Origin of the sequence: Porticoccus hydrocarbonoclasticus MCTG13d, assembly GCF_000744735.1 — a bacterium.
GTDB classification, from domain to species: Bacteria; Pseudomonadota; Gammaproteobacteria; order Pseudomonadales; family Porticoccaceae; genus Porticoccus; species Porticoccus hydrocarbonoclasticus.
The window spans coordinates 2292165-2314244 of the sequence record NZ_JQMM01000001.1 but is presented as its reverse complement, the minus strand read 5'-3'; the positions used below and the strand labels follow the sequence as shown (position 1 = coordinate 2314244).

Here is a 22080-nt window from a genome sequence, read left to right as displayed (position 1 = left end):
GGCCCTAGCTGTGCAGTTTCAGTAGCAGATCCCGGGCGGCATTCAGTTTCGAGGCCAGATAATCATTACCGCCGCGGTCCGGATGCAGCTTCTGGATAAGCCGTTTGTGGGCATCGATGATGGCCTGGCGACTGGCTCCCGGTTGCAGACCGAGTAACTGGAAAGCTTCCTGTTGACTGAGTTCACCGCTGCTGCCAGCACTTGCCTGCTGCTGTGGCGGCGGCTGGTTTTTTCTGCGCAGAGCCTGCAGAAAGGGCCATGCCCTCAGGGCTAATCCGAACAACAATTTGAGCAGTGGCAGGGCGGCGGTGGCCGCAGCCAGAAGCCAGTGCACACGACCGGTGACCACCAGCAACAGAATGATTCCCAACAGAGCATAAAAACCGCCGCGGAGTAGTGCTTTGCGGCGCAGTTCGGGGGGTTGTCGCTTATATTGCTGCCAGAGCAGGTAGCCCACCAGGCCCAGAGCCAGCAACAGGATAATCTTTGCCACAGTACCTCGGATTTTTCGTTTTCGCCGGGCTACAGTCTAGCAGGAAGCCGTTGGTTTTGGCGCTGTCGTGCCGCGCCAATGTCCATCAGCGCTAACGTTTACATGTAGCGCATCAGCATGGCGTAGCCGCCGTCTTCCGACAGGGGAAGATCCGCCGGCATGGGAATCCGGACTACATGCCCGGAGCCGGGTGCCGCATCGATTTTTACGCCATCGCGATTTTCCAGGGCGTCCAGATTGAAGGTCATATTGCCTTGCGGAGTGATCAGTTCCAGCGTATCGCCGGCTTCAAACCGGTTTTTGACATCCACGGTAAACCAGCCTTTCTCGCGCTCAACACCACAGATTTCACCGACAAACTGTTGGTTCGGATTGCCGGAAGCGCCCTGTTCATAATTCTGATATTCCTGGGGTACGTGGCGTCGGTAGAATCCTTCGGTATAACCGCGGTTGGCCAGATGATCCAGTTCAGCCATCAGACTCATGTCGAAGGGTTTGCCGGCCAGAGCGTGGTCGATGGCGCGACGATAGACTTGGGCCGTGCGGGCCACATAATAATGGGACTTGGTGCGACCCTCGATTTTCAGGGAGTGGACACCCATGGCGATCAGTTTTTCCACATGCTGGACCGCGCGCAAATCCTTTGAATTCATGATGTAGGTGCCGTGCTCGTCTTCAAAGGCCGGCATCATTTCTCCGGGGCGCCCCTGTTCCTCAAGCAGCATCATCGGTTCAACCTCATCGTGGCTGTCCGGTTTTTCCGGTTCCCAGGTTTTGGTGGGAATAATATCGCCCGTTTCAGTCTGGGTAGCCTCATGGGCATCGTATTTCCAGCGGCAGGCATTGGTGCAGGCACCCTGGTTGGAATCCCGGTGATTCATATAGCCGGACAACAGGCAGCGGCCCGAGTAGGCAATACAGAGGGCGCCGTGCACAAACACCTCCAGTTCCATTTCAGGCACGCGCTGGCGAATTTCCTCAACCTCCTCAAGACCCAGCTCCCGTGACAGGATGGTGCGGACAATCCCTTGCTGGTGCCAGAATCTGACGGTGGCGTAATTGACCGCATTGGCCTGGACCGAGAGGTGAATGGGCATCTCCGGCCACTTTTCGCGGACCATCATGATCAGACCCGGATCGGACATGATCAGGGCATCCGGCTTCATCTCGATCACCGGTGCCATATCTTTCAGATAGCTGCGAATCTTGTCATTGTGGGGTGAGATATTACTGGCAATGTAAAACTGTTTGCCCTGTCTATGGGTTTCGGCGATAGCATCTGCCATGACATCCAGGTGGTTGAATTCGTTGTTGCGCACCCGCAGGCTGTAGCGGGGCTGGCCCGCATAGACGGCGTCGGCGCCGTAGGCTAATGCATAGCGCATATTTTTGAGAGAACCTGCGGGGGAGAGGAGTTCTGTCATGTCATTCACCTGGAGTAATGGAGGGCGGATTCTACAGGGTTGTTCAGGATTTATACAGACGGCACCGGTAGGGGACATTGATCAGGTCGATAGGCCAATCCCGTTAACCCAGCAAAGAAAAAGACCGGCGATTAGCCGGCCTTTTTCCAGCGATGGGTAACATTATTTATTGTGGCGGTTGATCCAGTCTTTCATCAGTGGAGCCACAAATTCACGGTATTTGCTGCCGTTGAAAATGCCGTAATGGCCGACACCCATCTGGACGTAGTGCTTTTTCAGCTTCTTGGGAAGGTGGGTGCAGAGATGGAGAGCGGCTTCGGTCTGGCCGAGGCTGATCATGTCGTCCTTTTCCCCTTCCAGAGTGAGAATGGCGACATCCTTGATATCACCGCAGTCAATGGTTTCACCCTGATACTGCATGATACCTTTGGGCAGGTGCTGGTCGAGAAACACACGCTCCATGGTTTCCATATAGTAATCGGCGTCCATGTCCAGTACTGCCATGTATTCATCGTAGAAATCGCGATGGCGATCCGCTTCGGCAATTTTGCCTTCGGCGATGTCCTTGAAGAACTGGATATGTTTTTGTGCGTGGGACCGCATGTTCATCGACATGAAGCCGCCCAGTTGCACCATGCCGGGGTAGACCTTGCGTCCGGCGCCGTCGTAGCGCGACGGGACCCTGTGAATGGCCACCCGACGCAGCAGGGGCGCGGAGATTTTCTCGACCTTTCTGCCGAACTTGTTCGGATTGATCCGGATATCGATTGGGCCAGCCATCATGATCAGGGATTTGGGTCGAGCGGGATGGTTGTGCTTGCACATGTGCGCTACGGCCACCAAGCCGGGTACAGCCGCCTGACAGATAGCGAACATGTGATTGCCGGGACCAATATGCTCCATGAACTCAATCACGTACTGCACGTATTCCTCAAAACCGAATTTACCTTCGGAGAGAGGGACATCGCGAGCGTCGAGCCAGTCGGTTACATAGACCTCATAGTCATCGAGGAACTGACCAAAGGTTTCCCTGGACAGCGTGGCATGGTGGCCGGAAAGTGCTGCCACACAGAGCAGTTTCGGTGCATTGGCGGGTAAACCTTCACGGCGGAAGCGCAACAGATTACAGAAGGGTTTTTCCACCACCACCTCTTCATGAACCGGATATTCCACGCCATCTATCACCACCGGTTCGTACTCGAACCCTTGTTTCGGGTAGTGTTTCAGGAGGCGAATCGTGGATTCAAGAATGGCTTTTCGCAGTCTGCCAAGACGCGTTTTGGAGAGGGGGTTCTTTTCGTGCGTGACGATATCGTGTGCCAGATCCAGTGCGGTGTTGACGGGCATCAGAGACTGACGGTATAGGTCGTAAAAGTGATAATGCATATACAGCACCTGCCAAAACAGTGTGAAATCATTTAGTCACAGCAGATTAGAATAGGCAACCTAATCGCCAGAACCTGCAAAATTTTCTGTGTCGGGCAAAAAAAACCCCGCAAAAGCGGGGTTTTTTCAATAGCTTGCATGATCAGGCTACATTGACGATTTGTTCTGCTGCAATCCGTTTGCCCTCATCTGCCCCTTTCTGGAAGGAGGCGATCTGGTCAAAGTTCATGTAGCGGTAGATATCGCTGGACATGGAGTTGATCTTGTTCGCGTATTCCATGTATTCAGCCGTGGTGGGCAGACGGCCCAGGATGCCACCCACAGAGGCCAGTTCGGCAGAAGTGAGGTAGACATTGGCCCCGTCGCCCAGTCGGTTGGGGAAGTTGCGGGTGGAAGTAGACAGTACCGTGACGCCGGGGTTAACCCGGGCCTGGTTGCCCATGCAAAGCGAACAACCGGGCATTTCTGTCCGTGCGCCGACCTTTTCATAGATCTCGTAGTAGCCTTCTTCCTTGAGGGTGTGAGCGTCCATGCGGGTTGGCGGGCAGATCCAGAAGGTCGTGTTGATGCTGGGGGCTTCGTTGAGCAGTTTGCCCGCCGCCCGGAAGTGGCCGATATTGGTCATACAGGAACCGATAAACACCTCGTCCACTTTGTCGCCCGCGACGTCAGACAGCAGTCGTGCATCGTCCGGGTCGTTGGGGCAGCAGACAATCGGTTCCTTGATGTCTGCCAGATCGATTTCCAGTACGGCAGAGTACTCCGCGTCGGCATCGGCCTGCATCAGTGAGGGGTTGGCGAGCCAGTCTTCCATTTTGCCCACCCGGCGTTCCAGGGTGCGGACATCGCCATAGCCCTCGGCGATCATCCAGCGCAACAGGGTGATGTTGGACTTCAGATATTCCGTCACGGAGGCTTCGCTGAGCTTGATGGTGCAACCGGCAGCAGAGCGTTCGGCCGATGCATCCGACAATTCAAACGCCTGTTCCACGGTCAGTTTATCGAGACCCTCGATTTCCAGAATGCGGCCGGAGAAGAAGTTCTTTTTGCCTTTTTTCTCAACGGTCAGCAGGCCTTCCTTGATGCCGTAGTAGGGGATGGCATGTACCAGATCGCGCAGGGTGATACCCGGTTGCAGGTCGCCCTTGAAGCGAACCAGTACGGATTCAGGCATATCCAGCGGCATCACCCCGGTGGCGGCAGCAAACGCTACCAGACCGGAACCGCCGGGGAAAGAAATACCCATGGGGAAGCGGGTGTGGGAATCGCCGCCGGTGCCGACTGTGTCGGGCAGCAGCATGCGGTTCAGCCAGCTGTGGATAATACCGTCGCCCGGCCGCAGGGAAACACCGCCGCGGTTCATGATGAAATCGGGCAGGGTGTGTTGCGTTTCGACATCAATGGGTTTCGGGTAGGCAGCCGTGTGGCAGAAAGACTGCATCACCAGGTCGGCAGAGAAGCCGAGGCAGGCCAGATCCTTGAGTTCGTCCCGGGTCATCGGGCCAGTGGTATCCTGTGAGCCCACTGTGGTCATTTGTGGCTCGCAATAAAAGCCGGGGCGGACGCCCTCGAGACCACAGGCCTTGCCGACCATTTTTTGCGCCAGGGTGTAGCCCTTGCCCGTGTCGGCGGGTTGCGCCGGCAGGCGGAACAGGTCCGAAGCGGGCAGTCCCAAATGCTCGCGGGCACGCTGGGTCAGGCCACGGCCCACAATCAGGTTGATACGCCCTTCAGCCTGGACTTCGTCCAGAATCACGCCGGATTTGAAGTGAAACTCGGACAAGACGTCACCGGACTCGCTGAGAATCTTGCCGTCATAGGGACGAATTTCAATCACGTCGCCCATGTTGATATCGTCGACTGGCGCTTCAAAGACCAGGGCGCCGGCATCTTCCATGGTGTTGAAGAAAATCGGGGCGACTTTGTTGCCGATACAGATGCCACCGGAACGTTTGTTCGGCACACCGGGGATGTCGTCGCCGAAGAACCACAATACCGAGTTGGTTGCAGACTTGCGAGAGGAGCCGGTACCCACCACGTCGCCGACAAAGGCGACCGGCAGACCTTTGGATTTAATGTCCTCAATCTGTTTCATCGGGCCGATTTTACCTGGCTCATCGGGCGCCAGGCCGTCGCGGGTCATTTTGTAGGCCGCCAGGGCATGCAGGGGTATATCCGGACGGGACCAGGCATCGGGTGCAGGGGACAGATCATCGGTATTGGTTTCGCCAGTCACCTTGAAGACTATGGCCTTGATACTTTCGGGGACAGCATCCTGCCGGGTAAACCACTCGGCATCGGCCCAGGACTGAAGCACGGCTTTTGCCTGAGCGTTGCCGGCATCGGCTTTTTCGGCGACATCATGGAATGCATCGAAAACCAGAATAGTACTTTTCAGCTGTTCCGCCGCACTGTTGGCGAGGTCAGCATCATCCAACAATTGAACCAGCGTTTCGACGTTGTAGCCGCCGTGCATATTGCCGAGCAATGTTACTGCAGCGGGGCGGTCGATCAGTGGACAGGTGATTTCGCCTTTGGCTACCGCGCTGAGAAAGCCGGCTTTGACATAAGCCGCTTCATCCACACCGGGTGGAACGCGGTTGGCGATAAGGTCGAGTAAAAAGTCTTCTTCCCCGGCGGGTGGGTTTTTCAGCAGTTCCACCAGGTCGGCGGTCCACTCGGGTGTCAGGGGCTTGGGTGGGATTCCCTCGGCGGCACGTTCTGCCACATGTTGGCGATAGGCTTCAAGCACAGTTTGTATCCTCTTTTTGTGTGAGTGTCCCCAATCCGGGATCGGCACCGGCTGGGTTATCGGTGACTCGTCACCGATGTGGGTATTCTGGCTGGGCGTACTGACATGCCCATAGGGGGCGCTATCTTACTACAGATCAAAATTCAGGGTAACTTGGCTACAGTTGATAACGGTCATTCACCCAGTAAATTCTCTGTTACAATTTCCAGTATAACCATCAGGCCCGATGAGGGTTTCAGAACGGGTAACCGCCATGCTCAAATTGTACGGATTTCACACCAGTCACTATTTCAATATGGTGAAACTGGCACTGTTGGAAAAAGGCTTCGAATTTGAGGAAGTCCACAGTTATCCCAGCCGGGAGCCCCTGTTCCTGACCATGAGTCCCATGGGCGAAGTACCCTTTCTGGAAGCCCGGGAGGGCTTTATCAGCAATGTCCCGGTGATTATGGAATTTCTCGAGGACATTATTCCGGAGGTGCCATTGTTGCCGGAGGATGTTTTCGAGCGGGCCAAGGTCAGGGAATTAATGAGTATTCTGCTGCAGCATATTGAACAGCCGGTCAGCCGTCTGCTTGATCATCCCGACAGCAAAGGATCGCCGGATCAGGCGCGGGTGGATCAGGTGATAGTTGAGGTAGAGCGGGGCCTGGACGCACTGGCCCGGCTGGCCAGGTTTGACCCCTACCTGTGTGGCAAGGAGTTCAGCTATGCGGACGTCATCGCTTACCACGCGCTGGATCTGGTCAACAGCACCATGAAAAAGTTTGTCCCCTGGACGGCGATGGACGAAATGACCGATCTGGCAGACTGGCGCTACACCGTCGCCGCGCGACCGATCGTTCACCAGATGGACAATACCCTGATCAGCGAGCGGGACACTTTTTCAGCTGATTCCTGATCGACAGACTCAATCACCAAAGGCACGTTGTTGTGGCAGTATCCGCGCTCGATGAAATTCAGGCTTTCCTGCCCTGTCCGACCCCTGACAGCTGGGTCGAGGAGGCAATAAAACCGGAAAATCAGGCTGTTTTGCTGATAGATCATGCTAACTGCGAGAAGAAAGCGGCCAGCACGGCGTTAAACCTGATTTACCGCTACATCGACCATTTTGAGCTGCTCAACAAAATGTCACGGCTGGCCCGGGAGGAAATGCGCCATTTCGAGCAGGTGATTGCCATCATGCAAAAGCGCGGTATCGAGTATCGTGCGATCAGTGCCGCCCGCTACGCGGCGGGATTGCGCGGCAAGGTGCGCACCCATGAACCGGCGAAATTGCTGGATACCCTGATTGTCGGCGCCTTTATCGAGGCCCGCTCCTGTGAACGTTTTGCCAGAGTGGCACCCTTCCTGGATCCCGAGCTGCAAAATTTTTACCAGTCGTTGCTCACCTCCGAGGGACGGCACTATCGGGATTATCTCGACCTCGCCCTCCAGGCTGGTGGTGCGAAAGAAGTGAACGAGCGTCTCGCTGTTTTCCGGCGGGAAGAGCGGTCTCTGGTGGAAACGCCGGACAGTGAGTTCCGCTTTCATTCCGGTGCGCCTGTAACCTCGGACAGAGGGTTGTCCGAGGTTGTATCGATGGGTACTCTCGCGTAGTTGACGGGTGGATTTCAGTCCCGAGGACGTTTATCCTTCTGCTCCTTCCTTATTTCTCTCAGGTCAGTCCCTGTCAATGTCAAAAGTACCCTTTCTTACCAAGCAGATTACCGCCCCGTACACCATTCCTTCCGGTATTGTGACCACGGCCACATCCATTATTCAGCGTATTTTTGACACCATGCCCGAAGTCGGTGTTATCACGACAAAGAGTGTCGGTCTGACCCCGAGGTCCGGTTACCGGGAGCCCGTGATCAGCCAGTATGCGCCCGGTTGTTTCGTGAATGCGGTAGGACTCACCAATCCCGGTGCCGAACAGCTCGCTGCCCAGTTGGCAACCCTGCGGGTGCCGGAAGATCGCTTCCTGCTCACCTCCATTTTTGGCGGCAGTGTCGAGGAATTTGTTGAGGTGGCCAAAATTGTCGCCCCGGTATCTGATGGGTTGGAGCTGAATCTGTCCTGTCCCCACGCCAAGGGTTACGGTATGGCAATGGGCCAGGATCCGGAACTGGTTCGCCAGATCACCGCAGCGGTCAAGGCTGCGGTGAATATCCCGGTGATCCCCAAGCTCACGCCCAATACACCGAATATTGCCGAGATCGCCAGAGCAGCCGTGGCCGGTGGAGCCGATGCGCTCTGCGCGATCAATACCGTGGGGCCCGGTTACACTTCGTCACACGGCCATCCGGTGCTGAGTCACGGTTCCGGCGGCATGTCCGGTAAGGGTGTTCTGCCTATCGGCCTGAAATGCGTGCGGGAAATGGCCGAGGCGGTGGATTGTCCCATCATCGGTTGCGGCGGCGTCAGCAGTGCTGATGATGTGCGGGCTTTCCGCGATGCCGGTGCCGATATTGTCGGTGTGGGTTCCGCGCTGATTGGCCTGACCACCGACGAAATGGGCGAGTATTTCCGTACCCTGGAGCGCGACATGGCGCAGGGCAGCAACGCTGCGGAGCAGATGATTCGCTACGATGTGGATATGCAGTTCCGCCCCGTGATACTGGTGTCCAATGAGCGGGTAACGGACGATATCTGCATCCTCACCTTTGACCGCAAGGTGGATGTACAGGCTGGTGAGTTTGTCTTTTTATGGATACCGGGGGTGGGTGAAAAACCGTTCTCGGCTCTCACCGACGACCCTTTCTCGCTGGCGGTGATTGATGTGGGGTTGTTTACCCACGAGTTGATGTCACTGCAGCCCGGCACTGAAGCTTATGTGCGCGGCCCCCACGGCATGGCCGTTGCCCCGCCAGCCGGCGCCAAAATCATTACTGTCAGTGGTGGCACCGGTCTCGCGGCGGTTTACCAGCTGGCGAGGGATTTCCCCAACAGTGAAATTTTTACCGGCGCACGCACCGCGGAGCGGCTGTATTTCCTCGACGAGTGCCGCAAGATTGCCCCGGTGCATGTCTCCACCGATGATGGCAGCGAGGGCTTTCACGGTTTTGTCACCGAATTGCTGCGGGAGTATTTACAACAGCTGCCCCCGGCAGAACGAAAAAACCTCATTTTCTACAATTGCGGGCCGTCCCCTATGGTGCGCGCCGCCGTGGCCGTGGAAAGGGAGTTCTGCGGCGATGATCAGATCTTCAGTGCCATTGATTACCTGACCAAATGCGGCGTTGGCCTCTGTGGTGCCTGTGCCGCCCCGGACGGGCGAAGAATCTGCGTGGATGGCCCCTTCATGGACGGTGCTTCGGTCGTCTAATCAAAACGGCCTGTGGGCCGTTTTTTTTTGGCGGTATCATTTTTTACAGATAGGCCGATACAGGTCAACGCGCATCCTGCACAACAAAGCTTATGATGTCATAGCGTAACTTCAACTTGCATGAGACGTCGCGGATGAAAAAAAGCCTAATCACCTTGGCCGTTCTGGCAGTCCTTGCCGCACTCTTTTATTACTGGTCGCGTCCTGAACCGGTCACTGTCACGGTTGTTCCGGTTGAGAGGGGTGTGGTGGAGCGCACTGTGGCCAATACCCGTGCCGGTACCGTCGAAGCCTGCCAGCGCTCCCGGCTGGCCCTGTCCATTGGCGGGCGCATCGACCGGTTGCTGGTGGACGAGGGCGATCAGGTTGTGGCCGGGCAGCTGCTGATGGTGCTGTGGAACAAGGATCGCGAGGCGCAATTACAGGTGGCGCAAGCCTCCGAGGTGTCGGCCCAGCAGGAGCACCAGAGTATCTGCATTTCCGCGCAATCCGATCTGCGCGAGGCGAGGCGACTGACCAACCTGGCGGAAAGGAATCTGGTGTCCGAGGAGTCGGCGGATCTGGCTGAATCCAGGGCCCAGGCCAGTTCTGCCAGTTGCGAGGCGGCCAAGGCTCGGGTGGTGCAGGCCGCCGCCGCCGTTTCCGTCGCCGCCGCTGTGCTGGAGCAGACCTTCCTGCGGGCGCCCTTTGACGGTGCCGTCGCCGAGGTGACCGGGGAGGTGGGAGAATATGCCACGCCGTCTCCACCGGGCGTGATGACGCCGCCGGCCATCGACCTGCTCACCGATGACTGTCACTACATTAGTGCGCCCATCGACGAAGTGGACGCCTCGAATATCGCTCTGGGCCTGCCGGTTCGCGTCACCCTGGACGCCTTCCGTGATCGGGTTTTCCCCGCCACCGTAAGGCGCATCTCGCCCTACATTCTCGATCAGGAAAAACAGGCCCGCACTGTGGAAGTGGAAGCGGAGCTGGAGCCACTGCCGGAAGATGTCAGATTGCTGGCCGGTTACAGCGCAGATATGGAAATCATTCTCGACAGCGGCGACAACGCTCTGCGCATTCCCTCGGAACTGGTGGTGGATGACGAGTATGTGCTGGTGGTGGACGACGAGGGTATTCTGCAACGCCGTCAGATTCACAAGGGTTTGACCAACTGGCGCTATACCGAAGTGCTGGAAGGGTTGAAAGAGGGCGAGCTGATCGTCAGTAATATTGGCAGCGAGGGCGTCGAAGCGGGCGCTCCGGCAAAAACTGGCCGGACCGCCAATGATTGAACTGCAGGACGTCAACAAGACCTATCTGGTGGGTGAGTCGCCGCTTCGGGCGCTGCGGGATGTGAATATCACCATTGACGCCGGGGAGTACCTGTCGGTGATGGGGCCTTCCGGCTCGGGAAAGTCCACCCTGCTCAATATGGTTGGCCTGCTGGATCGCCCGGACAGCGGCAGCTATCGTCTGGAGGGAACCGCCACGGAAGAACTGGGCGAGGAGGCGCGGGCGCGGTTGCGCGCCGACTACGTCGGTTTCATCTTTCAGGCATTTCACCTGATCAACCGCCTGACCACTCTGGAAAATGTCGAGTTGCCCATGATGCTGGCGGGGATCGCCCCCAAAAAACGCCGCCAGAGTGCGCTGGATGTGCTGGAGCAGGTGGGTTTGGCGGATCGGGCCGGGCACCGGCCCAACCAGCTTTCCGGGGGACAGTTGCAGCGGGTGGCCATCGCCCGGGCCATTGTCATGAGACCGCGTATTCTGTTGGCGGACGAGCCCACCGGCAACCTCGATCAGGCGTCTGGTGCCGAGGTGGTGGAGGTGCTGGAAAACCTCAATCGCGAGGGTATCACCCTGCTGGTGGTGACCCACGACGCCCAGCTCGGAAAGCGGGCTCGGCGGCGCATCCGCATGGTGGATGGTCAGATCGAATCCTACACTGGTGACGGCAATGCGCCTGCTGGATCAACTGCACTTTAACGGTCAGCTCTTTTTGCGCCATCGGGTGCGCACCGTGCTGCTATTGCTCGCGGTGGGGCTGGGCGTTGCCTCGGTAATTATGCTCACCAGCCTGGGTGAAGGCGCCCGCCGCTACGTGGACCGGGAATTCTCGGCGCTGGGCAATCAGTTGCTGATCGTTCTGCCCGGCCGCAAGGAAACCACCGGCGGCGCGCCACCCATCTACGGCGCCGCGCCCCGGGACCTGACCCTGGAAGATGCCCAGGCGCTGGAGCGCCTGCCGGCAATCAGGGCGGTGGCGCCGGTGATTGCCGGCACTGCGCCGGTGACTCGGGGCAGTCGCTCCCGTGAGGTGATCGTGTTGGGCAGTACCGCGGCGATATTCCAGGTACGAAAAATGGATGTGGCCCAGGGCAAAATTCTGCCGGAGCGCGCAGACAGTGAAGCCCTGGCGGTGTGTGTACTGGGCTCCAAGCTGAAACGGGAATTGTTCGGTAACCGCCGCGCCATCGGCGAGTGGGTGCGGGCGGGTGATCGCCGCATGCGGGTAATCGGCGTGCTGGAGGAGCGCGGCGAGTCCCTCGGGCTGGATCTGCGGGACATGATCATTGTGCCGGTGCGCACCGCCGAACAGATGTTCAATTCGCCGGGACTGTTTCGGGTGCTGCTGGAACTGGATGCCAATGCCGATTTCGACCGGGTTGAAGAGCGGGTGCGGGGGGTTATCCGCGAGCGCCACGAGGGCGAGGATGACGTTACCCTGATCAGCCAGGATTCCATGCTGGCGGCCTTCAACAACATCCTCACCACCCTGACCCTGGCCATCGCCGCCATTGCCGCGATCAGTCTGCTGGTGGCCGGTATTCTGATCATGAATATCAGTCTGATTTCCGTCAGCCAGCGGCGCCGGGAAATTGGTCTGTTGAAAGCGTTGGGCGGCAGTAGTCGTCAGGTGAGGCAACTGTTTCTCGGGGAATCCCTGCTGCTGGTGAGCCTGGGTTCCGTGGCCGGCGTTGCCGTGGCTTGGGTGGCGGTGCTGGTTGTCGCCCGGCTATGGCCCGCCTTTCCGCTGGCGCCTCCCTGGTGGTCGGTGCCCGCAGCGGTGGGTACGGCGCTGTTGTCGGGGCTGGTGTTCTCGCTGATTCCGGCGCGGCGTGCGGCGGCCCTGGACCCGGTGCTGGCCATGCGGGGGCAGGACCTGTGAATTTTCTCGATTACCTGCGCTGGATTTTCCGGGCCCTGTGGATGCAGCGCCTGCGATCTGTACTGACCATCGTCGGTTTTGCCATTGGTATTGCAGCCATGGTGTTGCTGAGTTCTTTGGGAGAGGGGCTGCGGCAATTCGTCATTCAGGAATTTACCCAGTTCGGCAGCCATATTGTCGCCATTACCCCGGGCAAGACAGAGACCTTTGGCATGGGCGGTATCCTCAACACCACCCGTCCCCTGTCCCTGGAGGACTCCGAAGCGCTGAAGCGCATCCCGGGAGTGGAGCAGGTGGTGCCGGTGGTGTTCGGCACCGCGCAGATCAAGGCTGTGGGGCGCAGCCGCTACACCGATGTGGCCGGCGTCGGCGCCCTGGCGGACAAGGCCTGGAAACTGGAGGTGTCACAGGGTTCGTTTCTGCCCCAGGAGGATATTCAGCGGGCGCGGGCCTTTGCGGTACTGGGCAGCAAACTGAAACGGGAGTTGTTTGGCGGTGACAATCCCCTGGGAGAGTTTGTCCACATTGGCGGCAACCGTTTCCGGGTGATCGGCGTCATGGCGCCCAAAGGGCAGTTTCTTGGCACCGATCTGGACGACATGATCTATATCCCCGCCAACAAGGGACTGCAGATATTCAACCGCGAAAGCCTCATGGAGGTGGACGTTTTCTACAGCCCCGCCGTGCCCACCGAGCGACTCACGGAAAACATCAGGCGGCTGTTGATCGAGCGCCACGGTTTCGAGGATTTCACCATCGTCACCCAGGATCAGATGATGGCGACCATGGACAATATCCTGCGCATCCTGAAATACGCCGGCGGCGGGCTGGGGGCGATTTCCCTGCTGGTGGGAGCCGTCGGCATCACCACCATCCTGATGATCACCGTGACCGAACGCACCTCCGAGGTGGGGTTGTTGCGGGCTCTGGGTAGCACCCGCAGTCAGGTTCGCAACCTGTTTCTGGGTGAGGCGGTAATGCTGGGGTTGGTGGGCGGGCTGGCCGGTGTGCTGGTGATTGCACTGCTGGTGGTGGGCGTACGGCTGTTTGTGCCGGGACTGCCGGTGGCCCTGAAGGGGGAAATCGTATTGGTGGCGCTGTTGGTGTCCATGCTGATCGGCCTGATGGCCGGTGTGCGGCCAGCGCTGAATGCCACCCGGCTCAGCCCTATTGATGCCCTCAGGGCTGAATAGACGCCTGGTTCAGCTTTCTTCGATGGGGAAGGAAATCAGTTCCGGCGGGTGGTCTCCTTCGATGCGGATATACCAGCCCCGTTGATGCCAGTCACCCAGAACCAGCCGTTCACCAAAGGCCATATGGTGGTGATAGGGGCGGTGGGTGTGGCCGTGAATCATCAGTTTCACCTGGTACTGTGCCATCAGTTGCGCCACAGTCTCCTCCGACACATCCATGATATTGTCCGACTTGTTGGCGTTGGCTCGCATGCTCTTCTGCCGCCACTCCACCGCCATCTTCTGACGTTTTTTGAGCGGCAGGTGGCGCAACAGAAATTTCACCAGCGGATGGCGGTACTTGCGGCGAAATTTCTGATAGTCGGCATCGCCGGTACACAGGGTATCACCATGCAGAAGCAGCACGCGCTGGCCGCCCAGCTCGTCAAGATGGTGGTCGGGCAGCAGGGTGGCTCCGCTTTCCCGGGCGAATTGTTTGCCGATCAAGAAATCGCGGTTGCCGTGGGTAAAGAATAGTCTGACACCGCTATCGGACAGTTTTTTCAGCGCTGCAATCACCTGGCGGGCCAGTGGCGCGGGGTCATCATCCCCGACCCATGCCTCGAACAGATCGCCGAGGATATACAGCGCCTTGATGTCGTCGGCGTGATTTTCCAGAAAAGCAAAAAACGCCCGGGTTACCGCCGGGCGTTCTGGGGAAAGGTGCAGATCGGATATCAGCAGTGTGGTCATCAGCACCACCTGCCATGGCCTGGAGTGACCTTATTTATCCGCGTAAGCATCGCTGACGGTGACCTTCTGGATTTCCACCGGATCCTTGGGCACATCCTGATGCATGCCGTGACGGCCAGTGGGTACACCCTTGATTTTGTTGACCACATCCATGCCATCGGTGACCCGGGCAAATACCGCATAGCCCCAACCCTGGGGGTTCTTGCCGCTGTGGTTGAGAAAAGTGTTGTCGGAAACGTTGATGAAGAACTGTGAACTGGCGGAATGGGGATCATTGGTCCGTGCCATCGCCAGGGTGCCGGTTTCATTGGCGAGACCGTTATCGGCCTCGTTCTGAATGGGATCGCGAGTAGGTTTGTTTTGCATATCGGCCGTCATGCCGCCGCCCTGAATCATGAATCCGTCAATGACGCGATGGAAGATGGTTCCTTCATAGAAACCTTCGCGGCAGTACTGCAAAAAATTAGCGGAGGAAACCGGCGCATTATCGAAATCCAGCTCAAGGCTGACATCGCCGTAATTTGTGTGCAGTGTAATCATCTGTAGTGAACCCTGTGACTGTCGAAAGAGGTGCGTATATTACGTTTTTCAGGGTTGAATTTAAACCGCTTTACTCTGGCCCGGCGCCAGTGCCCGGGCTTCATAGCAAATTCAGGGGGTGTGGGTGTCCTCCGGGCGCAGATGCGGGGTGATCGCCGGTTCTTCAATGCGTGCCTGCCAACCCTGTATTCCAGCGCACAACAGAATCAGGCCAATCCCGATCCACAGGCCCAGGTTGGGGTAGAACTGCCAGAAGATTATATCCACGCCGAGCGCCATGATGATGGCCGTGTACTGAAACGGTGCCACGATCACCGGCTTGCCCACCCGGTAGGCCGCCACCATCATGATAAAACCAAATGCTCCGCCGCTGCCGGAGACCAGAACCATCAGCAGCGTTTTGTTATCCAGGGCAATCCAGGCTTCCTGCTGCCAGAAAAATGCCGCCAGCAAAAGCGGGATATAGATGTAATAGTTCATCGACCAGTCCGATTCGGTGCGGGACAGATAGCGCGACCAGAGAATCATGATGGCAAAGGCGAGGGGCAGGACCGTCAGCGCCAGATAGTGCCAGCCGGAATTGCTGACATCCGGCTTCAGTACCAGGCAGACTCCGATAAAACCGGTGATGGTGGCCAGCCACTGAATGGCGTTGGCCCGCTCCTTGAGAATCAGTGGCGATATGGCCGAAATCAGGATCGGTGCACCCGCAGTCGCGGCACTCACTGCACTGATCGGAAAATGCTTGATCGCCACATAGTAGCCGAGGCTGATCACGGTAAAGAATAGGCTGCGCAACAGTTGGTGCACGGGTTTGCTGACACGCAGGGTTCGCAGGCGGCCGGTGGCCAGAATAAACGCCGTCAGTACCAGCAATGAAGCGGCGGTGCGCAGACAGATCATCTGGCCGAGGGGAATTGTCTCCAGCAGGCGCTTCGCCACCGAGTCGCCCACCAGGAAAAACATCAGGCAGAGCTGCAGGTAGAGAATGGCTCGGAGATTGGGGTGCATGGCGGGAATAGGGTTAACTCACAGCTCGATTCTGGTGTTTTGCAGAGGATTCATACAGGGCGGAAGCTGAAGAATCCCGGACGGTTGGTGATCAGTTGTTTATACAGGCTTCCCCGGAGGCTATAATCCGGCTCTTTTTTGCGGAGGATGGCCCGGCGGGGCTGCAGTATGGCAGACGATAATAAACCGCTCAATTTTATTCAGCAGTTGATCTCCCGGGAGCTGGCCGATGGCTCGGTGACGAGAGTGATCACCCGTTTTCCCCCGGAACCCAACGGTTACCTGCACCTCGGGCACGCCAAATCCATCTGCCTGAACTTTGGGCTGGCCGAGCAGTTCGGTGGCGCGTGCAACCTCCGTTTTGACGATACCAATCCGGAAAAAGAAGAGGACGAGTACGTCAAGGCGATTATCGACGACGTGCGCTGGCTGGGTTTTCAGTGGGATGGTGAGGTGCGCTATGCCTCAGATTATTTCGAGCAGTTGTACCTGTGGGCCCAGTACCTGATTCGGGAGGGCAAGGCCTTTGTCTGCGAGCTGAATGGCGAGCAGATGCGCGAATACCGCGGCACCCTCACCGAGCCGGGCAAAAACAGCCCCTGGCGGGATCGTTCCGTTGAAGACAATCTGGTACTGCTGGAACAGATGAAAACCGGTGCCATTGACGAGGGCCGCATGACCCTGCGGGCCAAGATTGACATGGCCTCGCCCAATATCAACCTGCGCGACCCGGTGTTGTACCGGGTCAAGAAAAGATCCCATCACCGCACCGGCGACACCTGGAACATCTACCCCTCCTACGATTTCGCCCACGGTCAGGAAGATGCGATCGAGGGGGTGACCCACTCCATCTGCACACTGGAATTCGCCGCCAACCGACCGTTGTACGAGTGGTTTATCGACAATCTGCCGGTGCCGTCAAAGCCGCGTCAGTTCGAGTTTGGCCGGCTCAATCTGAATTACAGCATTACCAGCAAACGCAAGCTCAAACAGCTGGTGGATGAGGGCCATGTCAGCGGCTGGAATGATCCGCGTATGCCGACGCTCTCCGGTCTGCGCCGTCGGGGCGTAACCCCCCGGGCAATTCGCAATTTCTGTGACAGCCTGGCAGTGGCCAAGACTGACGGTGTGGTGGACATGGCCCAGTTCGAGCACTTTATCCGTGACGATCTCAACGACAATGCCCCGCGGGCCATGTGTGTTCTGCATCCCCTGAAAGTGACGCTCACCAATGTGCCCGACGGCGAGGTGGACATGCGCACTGTGGCCGGTCATCCCAATCGCGATGACCTCGGTGAGCGCCAATTGCCCTTTACCCGGGAAATCTATATCGACCGCGAGGACTTCAACGAAGACAGCAGTCTGTCCCGCAAGAAATTCAAGCGGCTGGTGCCCGGCGAGTGGGTGCGGCTGCGCGGTGCCTGTGTCATTCAGGCCAACGAAGTGGTGAAGGATGACCGCGGCGAGATCGTCGAAATTCTGGCGGAAATGATTCCCGGCACTCACGGCGAAGATCCGCCCGAGGGCATTCGTCCCCGCGGTGTGGTTCACTGGGTATCCGCGACGGAGTGCGTGGACTGTGAAGTGCGGCTCTATGACCGGCTGTTCAGCGATCCGGCGCCGGAGGCGGGCGATCGCAACTTCCTCGACTTCATCAACCCGGCATCGCTGACGGTATTGTCCGGTTGCAAGGGCGAAATCGGTCTTGCGGAGGCCGTTGCAGGGGATAACTATCAGTTCGAGCGGGAAGGTTATTTCTGTCGGGATACGGAATCCGGTAGCGAGAATACCCTGGTGTTTAACCGCACCATCGAACTCAGGGATAACTGGAAAAGCTGACCGTCGGGGTCCAACTGAAGACCCCGCTTATTGATAAGACAAGGCACTATGGCACTGACTCTATACAACACTCTGACCCGGCAGAAAGAAGTCTTCAAACCCATCGAGGCGGGCAAGATTCGCATGTACGTCTGCGGTATCACCGTTTACGACTACTGCCATATCGGTCACGCCCGGGTACTGGTGGCGTTTGACGTGATCACCCGCTACCTGAGAACCCGGGGCTGGGATGTCACCTACGTGCGCAACATTACCGACATCGACGACAAGATTCTCAACCGCGCCAACGACAATGGCGAACCCTATACGGCGCTCACCGACCGGATGATCGACGCCATGCACGAGGACGAGGATGCCCTTGGTGTGCTGCGGCCCGATCTGGAACCCCGCGCCACCGCCTATATGGACGATATCCTCGCCATGGTGCAGATTCTGGTGGACAACCACTACGCCTATGCCGCCGACAATGGTGATGTCTACTACCGGGTCAGTCGGTTTGCCGACTACGGCAAACTCAGTGGTCGCAACCCCGAAGACCTGCTGGCTGGTGCCCGCGTCGAGGTGGACGAAGCCAAGGAAGACCCCCGCGATTTTGCCCTCTGGAAAAGTGCCAAACCCGGCGAAGTGAGTTGGGAATCCCCCTGGGGCCCCGGTCGTCCCGGCTGGCATATCGAGTGCTCCGCCATGTCCACCTGTTGTCTGGGTGACACCTTCGATATCCACGGTGGCGGGCCGGATCTGCCGTTTCCCCACCACGAAAACGAAATCGCCCAGAGCGAATCCGCCACCGGTAAAAAATACGTGCATTACTGGATGCACGCCGGTGCGGTGCGGGTGGACAACGAGAAAATGTCCAAGTCACTGAACAATTTCTTCACCATCCGCGAAGTGCTGAAAAAATACCATCCGGAAGTGGTGCGCTACTTCCTGCTGTCCAGTCACTACCGCAGTCCCATCAATTATTCCGAAGAGAATCTGATCGAGGCCAAGGGCGGCCTCGACCGTTTCTACACCGCGTTGCTTCCCTTTACCGAAGCGGCTCCCGCAGCTCTCGATACACTGCACGCCAGTGACTACTACCGCCGTTTTGTCGAATCCATGGATGACGACTTCAACACCCGCGATGCACTGGCCGCCATGTATGACCTGGTGCGGGACATGAACACCTGTGCCAAAACCGACCCGGCTCAGGCGGCGAAACTGGCCGCCGAGTTAAAAGCGTTGGGCGGTGTGTTCGGTATCTTCACGGTGGAACCCAAAACCTTTCTGCAGGGAATCGCCAGCGATGGCCCGGACGCCGAACAAATCGAAACACTGATTGCCGAGCGCGTCGCTGCCAAGAAAAATCGTGACTTCGCCCGCGCCGACCAGATTCGCGATGACCTGGCGGCACAGGGTGTCGTTCTCGAAGACTCCAGAGAAGGCACAACCTGGCGCCGGGACTAGAAGCTATTTCATAACTACTGCGCTCGGTGATACTGTGTTAAAAATGGCCTCAAATTGCTCATTTACTCAATGTAAACTCCGCTTTTTCGGCCATTTTTGCCTTGTCTCACCTTCGCTCGTGACGTTATGAAACAGCTTCTAGGGTTTTATCCAAGTGCATAAAGGGCCCTAACTTTTTCGCAACAGGGTAGGATAGGTCTATGGATTATATAGAACCCCTTTTTCGTCCCCCCAGCGAAGCCCGCTCGCTGATTTTACAGGTCACCAACGGCTGTTCCTGGAATCGCTGCACCTTCTGCGAGATGTACACCGCGCCCCAGAAAAAATTCAGCGTCAAACCCCAGTCCGAGATTGAACAGGAACTGCAACAGGTGGCCAGCAGCGGCTACCCGGTGCGCCGGGTATTTCTGGCCGATGGCGATGCCATGACCCTGTCCTTTCGCCGCCTCAGGGAGCTTCTGCTGGCTATCCGCCAATATTTTCCGGATGTGCAGCGCATTTCCTCGTACTGTCTGCCCCGCAACCTGAAAAATAAATCCGTTGAAGAACTGACGGAGCTGCAACAGCTCGGCCTCAGCCTGATGTATGTGGGTTGTGAATCCGGCGACGATCTGGTGCTGGAAAAAATCGACAAGGGCGAAACCTACGCCTCGTCACTGGACGCGCTACACAAGATCAAACAAGCGGGTATGAAAAGCTCGGTGATGATCCTCAATGGGCTTGGCGGGCAACAATACACCGAGCAGCACGCCATCAACTCCGCGAAATTAATGAACGAGGCCCAGCCGGAATTTCTTTCAACTTTGGTAGTGAGCTTCCCCGGAGGCATTGAACGGTTTCAGCAAGGTTTTGGTGGCGAATTCCAACCACTGACCCAGCAGCAACTGTTTCAGGAAATGGAAATTCTGCTGGATACCCTGGAACTGGAGCGCACCGTATTCCGCAGCGACCACGCCTCTAACTATCTGGTACTGAAAGGCACCCTCAATCGCGATAAAGACCAGTTGTTGCAGCAAGTGCGCACTGCTATCCAGCGGCCCGGTATGATTCCGTTGCGGGAGGAGTGGCAGAGGGGGTTGTAATTGCGAACCGGCATAAACGAAGCAATGGGTGCAAGAAAAGTATATTTCGCCATGCCAGCCTCATTCATGGATTCTGTTGCACCTCCCATCCAGAGTGGCAGAAGAATTAAAGAGGGCTTGCCCACTTTAATAAAAATATTCATTCCAATGTGAAAAAATAATAACTTGTTATTCAAAAAGTTAAAGAGGTTTGTTTTGAGTGCTATGAATTATAAGGAATACACTCTAATAATTATTATGATGGCAAAGCCATCATTAACGTACTGTATAGGTGTACAAGATCCCTCATAAATTAATGAAGACAATATGAGTAGCAGGTGTTGGGCTAAATCACTAGGCGGATGCAACGGAATGTCTGGTGAACATATTATTAGTAATGCTTTATTTAAGGCGGGATGTGGCTGCCCTCCAGTTGTGAAAGGCGTAAAACGTATCAGAGGAGGAAAGCCAACTCAAGGTGCCGAAAAATCAAATATTCTTTGTAGGCATCACAATTCACTGCTTAGCCCATTAGATTCTACAATTGGTAAAATATCTAACTTTCAAGCTCAAGCTAACGATGAAAATTTTGAGGATACATTGTGGTTGGAGGGTGAATTACTAGAACGATGGCTATTAAAAACAGTGATAAATACAGCTGCTGCAGGGTGGCTTGGTCCTCAAAAGCTGCTGCCATCGGATGATATCGTAAGAGCAATATTTGGTTTGGAGCCGATTCCAAATAAGATCGGCTTATATAGTGTTGAGGGGATTTGTCCAACTTACCAACCAAGAGGAGGCGCATCCTTTAAGGCAATAAATCTTAAGACTCCATTTGGATTAATCATGGGAGGGGCGTATATAAGCGTTAATGGAATGCCTCTATTTGCCTCTTTCAATACAGATTTAACGGAAAGATTGGAACAAGGAGAAGCTCCCGAGCTGCTTAATTATTACAGTGAGAAGGGGTTGCAGCATTTATATCACCCAGGTGCCCTTTTTATGGATAGGAAAAAGGGGGCACGTTTGTATATCGGCTTGAGCTGGAATGGGTTTTTGACATTTGGGGATGGATCTAAAACTCCTTTTCCACCACGTAAGGGCAATGACACCTAACAAAGCCAAGTACTTTAGCCCTACTTTGCAGGGCTCAGACCTCTGTTCGGGCGTTTCGCGCCTCCACTGCGGCCCGTGTTGGCGTCGTTAATTGGTAAAGATATGGATGTCGTCATCCAAGAGGAAATAACCGGTTGCGGCATTGCCGCGTCTGCTGCACTCGCCGGTCTCAGCTATGCCGAGGCCAAACGGAGAGCTAGTGCTCTGGGTATTCATGCCTCAGACACATCCCTTTGGTCCGACACTGAGTATGTCCGAAAGCTCTTGCGCGACTGTGGCGTATCGGTTTCTCCAAAAAAACACCGTTTGAGTCATGGGAGGGTTTGCCCAATAAAGCACTTTTGGCCATCAAATGGCGAAAATAAGTGGGGTCAAAATAAGTGGGGTCAGATAAGACTTTTTAAACAAAGGTAAATTAAAGGTGTCGTAACGATTATTTTTTAACCATATCTACTGTCCCTATGTTTGTCCCACTTAACTCACACCACAGGCTGTATGAGCTGCTACGACCCCTTTAATTTCTAGTCTTACGAAGTTCTGGTCATTGAGTATTGGCCTCTGGTTGACTTTCCCTTTCAGTCACACGCTGCCTGATTTCTGGTGTGTCGCGGCCGACATCTCTG

General features: G+C 56.5%; 18 protein-coding genes. 11 read left to right on the top strand and 7 right to left on the bottom strand.

The window, feature by feature from the left end; translation table 11 throughout:
• Positions 1-4: 4 nt before the first annotated feature.
• The 4 genes from U740_RS11005 to acnB form a co-directional block, all read right to left on the bottom strand.
• Positions 5-493 (bottom strand): J domain-containing protein, encoded by a 489-nt coding sequence (locus U740_RS11005; RefSeq protein WP_036860754.1) that lies wholly within the window; start codon positions 491-493, stop codon positions 5-7.
• A gap of 98 nt (positions 494-591) precedes the next feature.
• Entirely contained in the window at positions 592-1917 is a 1326-nt protein-coding gene (trhP, locus tag U740_RS11000) for a prephenate-dependent tRNA uridine(34) hydroxylase TrhP (protein WP_036860753.1), read from the bottom strand.
• A 162-nt stretch (positions 1918-2079) separates the two neighbouring features.
• Positions 2080-3303: a polyhydroxyalkanoate depolymerase gene (gene phaZ / locus U740_RS10995; RefSeq protein ID WP_036860752.1), complete on the bottom strand. Its 1224-nt coding sequence runs from the start codon at positions 3301-3303 to the stop codon at positions 2080-2082.
• Positions 3304-3445: 142 nt separating this feature from the next.
• Positions 3446-6055, bottom strand: coding sequence for a bifunctional aconitate hydratase 2/2-methylisocitrate dehydratase (gene acnB, locus U740_RS10990; protein ID WP_036860751.1), 2610 nt, complete (start codon positions 6053-6055; stop codon positions 3446-3448).
• 253 nt (positions 6056-6308) lie between these two features.
• Between acnB and U740_RS10985 the strand changes: the two genes are divergently transcribed.
• From U740_RS10985 to U740_RS10955, 7 genes are all read left to right on the top strand, one after another.
• Positions 6309-6956, top strand: coding sequence for a glutathione S-transferase family protein (locus U740_RS10985; RefSeq protein WP_051921496.1), 648 nt, complete (start codon positions 6309-6311; stop codon positions 6954-6956).
• Positions 6957-6988: 32 nt separating this feature from the next.
• Complete coding sequence (gene miaE / locus U740_RS10980; protein ID WP_051921493.1) at positions 6989-7654, top strand: MiaE family protein; 666 nt, start codon at positions 6989-6991, stop codon at positions 7652-7654.
• Between the two features lie 76 nt (positions 7655-7730).
• Positions 7731-9362, top strand: a complete 1632-nt coding sequence (locus tag U740_RS10975; protein WP_036860749.1) for a tRNA-dihydrouridine synthase — start codon at positions 7731-7733, stop codon at positions 9360-9362.
• Between the two features lie 134 nt (positions 9363-9496).
• On the top strand, positions 9497-10639 hold the full coding sequence (locus U740_RS10970; RefSeq protein ID WP_036860747.1) for an efflux RND transporter periplasmic adaptor subunit: 1143 nt from the start codon (positions 9497-9499) through the stop codon (positions 10637-10639).
• Positions 10632-11336 carry an ABC transporter ATP-binding protein gene (locus U740_RS10965; protein ID WP_036860745.1) on the top strand — a complete coding sequence of 235 codons (705 nt, stop codon included), beginning with the start codon at positions 10632-10634 and terminating at the stop codon, positions 11334-11336. The genes U740_RS10970 and U740_RS10965 overlap by 8 nt, the downstream gene beginning before the upstream one ends.
• The gene (locus tag U740_RS10960) at positions 11275-12519 is read left to right on the top strand and encodes an ABC transporter permease (protein ID WP_200877079.1); all 1245 of its coding nucleotides are present in this window, start codon (positions 11275-11277) and stop codon (positions 12517-12519) included. The genes U740_RS10965 and U740_RS10960 overlap by 62 nt, the downstream gene beginning before the upstream one ends.
• A gap of 41 nt (positions 12520-12560) precedes the next feature.
• Positions 12561-13712, top strand: a complete 1152-nt coding sequence (locus U740_RS10955) for an ABC transporter permease (protein ID WP_051921677.1) — start codon at positions 12561-12563, stop codon at positions 13710-13712.
• Between the two features lie 9 nt (positions 13713-13721).
• Here the strand turns inward: U740_RS10955 and U740_RS10950 are convergent, their stop codons facing one another.
• From U740_RS10950 to U740_RS10940, 3 genes are all read right to left on the bottom strand, one after another.
• The gene (locus tag U740_RS10950) at positions 13722-14444 is read right to left on the bottom strand and encodes a UDP-2,3-diacylglucosamine diphosphatase (protein WP_036860740.1); all 723 of its coding nucleotides are present in this window, start codon (positions 14442-14444) and stop codon (positions 13722-13724) included.
• Positions 14445-14474: 30 nt separating this feature from the next.
• Entirely contained in the window at positions 14475-14984 is a 510-nt protein-coding gene (locus tag U740_RS10945; protein ID WP_036860739.1) for a peptidylprolyl isomerase, read from the bottom strand.
• 111 nt (positions 14985-15095) lie between these two features.
• Positions 15096-15995 (bottom strand): DMT family transporter, encoded by a 900-nt coding sequence (locus U740_RS10940; RefSeq protein WP_036860736.1) that lies wholly within the window; start codon positions 15993-15995, stop codon positions 15096-15098.
• 168 nt (positions 15996-16163) lie between these two features.
• Between U740_RS10940 and U740_RS10935 the strand changes: the two genes are divergently transcribed.
• The 4 genes from U740_RS10935 (at position 16164) to U740_RS10920 (ending at position 21457) form a co-directional block, all read left to right on the top strand.
• A complete protein-coding gene (locus U740_RS10935; RefSeq protein ID WP_036862017.1) occupies positions 16164-17834 on the top strand; it encodes a glutamine--tRNA ligase/YqeY domain fusion protein in 1671 nt (556 codons plus the stop codon).
• Positions 17835-17882: 48 nt separating this feature from the next.
• Complete coding sequence (cysS, locus tag U740_RS10930) at positions 17883-19280, top strand: cysteine--tRNA ligase (protein WP_036860734.1); 1398 nt, start codon at positions 17883-17885, stop codon at positions 19278-19280.
• A gap of 200 nt (positions 19281-19480) precedes the next feature.
• Positions 19481-20362, top strand: a complete 882-nt coding sequence (locus tag U740_RS10925; protein ID WP_036860733.1) for a radical SAM protein — start codon at positions 19481-19483, stop codon at positions 20360-20362.
• Between the two features lie 351 nt (positions 20363-20713).
• Entirely contained in the window at positions 20714-21457 is a 744-nt protein-coding gene (locus U740_RS10920) for a hypothetical protein (protein ID WP_036860732.1), read from the top strand.
• Positions 21458-22080: the final 623 nt, after the last annotated feature.

What these genes read in the sequence shown, in the direction of transcription:
- trhP (WP_036860753.1), bottom strand. Translation starts at nt 1,917, where the DNA reads ATGACAGAACTCCTCTCCCCCGCAGGTTCTCTCAAAAATATGCGCTAT.
- phaZ (WP_036860752.1), bottom strand. Translation starts at nt 3,303, where the DNA reads ATGCATTATCACTTTTACGACCTATACCGTCAGTCTCTGATGCCCGTC.
- U740_RS10985 (WP_051921496.1), top strand. Translation starts at nt 6,309, where the DNA reads ATGCTCAAATTGTACGGATTTCACACCAGTCACTATTTCAATATGGTG.
- U740_RS10975 (WP_036860749.1), top strand. Translation starts at nt 7,731, where the DNA reads ATGTCAAAAGTACCCTTTCTTACCAAGCAGATTACCGCCCCGTACACC.
- U740_RS10970 (WP_036860747.1), top strand. Translation starts at nt 9,497, where the DNA reads ATGAAAAAAAGCCTAATCACCTTGGCCGTTCTGGCAGTCCTTGCCGCA.
- U740_RS10965 (WP_036860745.1), top strand. Translation starts at nt 10,632, where the DNA reads ATGATTGAACTGCAGGACGTCAACAAGACCTATCTGGTGGGTGAGTCG.
- U740_RS10960 (WP_200877079.1), top strand. Translation starts at nt 11,275, where the DNA reads ATGGTCAGATCGAATCCTACACTGGTGACGGCAATGCGCCTGCTGGAT.
- U740_RS10955 (WP_051921677.1), top strand. Translation starts at nt 12,561, where the DNA reads ATGCAGCGCCTGCGATCTGTACTGACCATCGTCGGTTTTGCCATTGGT.
- U740_RS10950 (WP_036860740.1), bottom strand. Translation starts at nt 14,444, where the DNA reads ATGACCACACTGCTGATATCCGATCTGCACCTTTCCCCAGAACGCCCG.
- U740_RS10945 (WP_036860739.1), bottom strand. Translation starts at nt 14,984, where the DNA reads ATGATTACACTGCACACAAATTACGGCGATGTCAGCCTTGAGCTGGAT.
- U740_RS10940 (WP_036860736.1), bottom strand. Translation starts at nt 15,995, where the DNA reads ATGCACCCCAATCTCCGAGCCATTCTCTACCTGCAGCTCTGCCTGATG.
- U740_RS10935 (WP_036862017.1), top strand. Translation starts at nt 16,164, where the DNA reads ATGGCAGACGATAATAAACCGCTCAATTTTATTCAGCAGTTGATCTCC.
- cysS (WP_036860734.1), top strand. Translation starts at nt 17,883, where the DNA reads ATGGCACTGACTCTATACAACACTCTGACCCGGCAGAAAGAAGTCTTC.
- U740_RS10925 (WP_036860733.1), top strand. Translation starts at nt 19,481, where the DNA reads ATGGATTATATAGAACCCCTTTTTCGTCCCCCCAGCGAAGCCCGCTCG.
- U740_RS10920 (WP_036860732.1), top strand. Translation starts at nt 20,714, where the DNA reads ATGTCTGGTGAACATATTATTAGTAATGCTTTATTTAAGGCGGGATGT.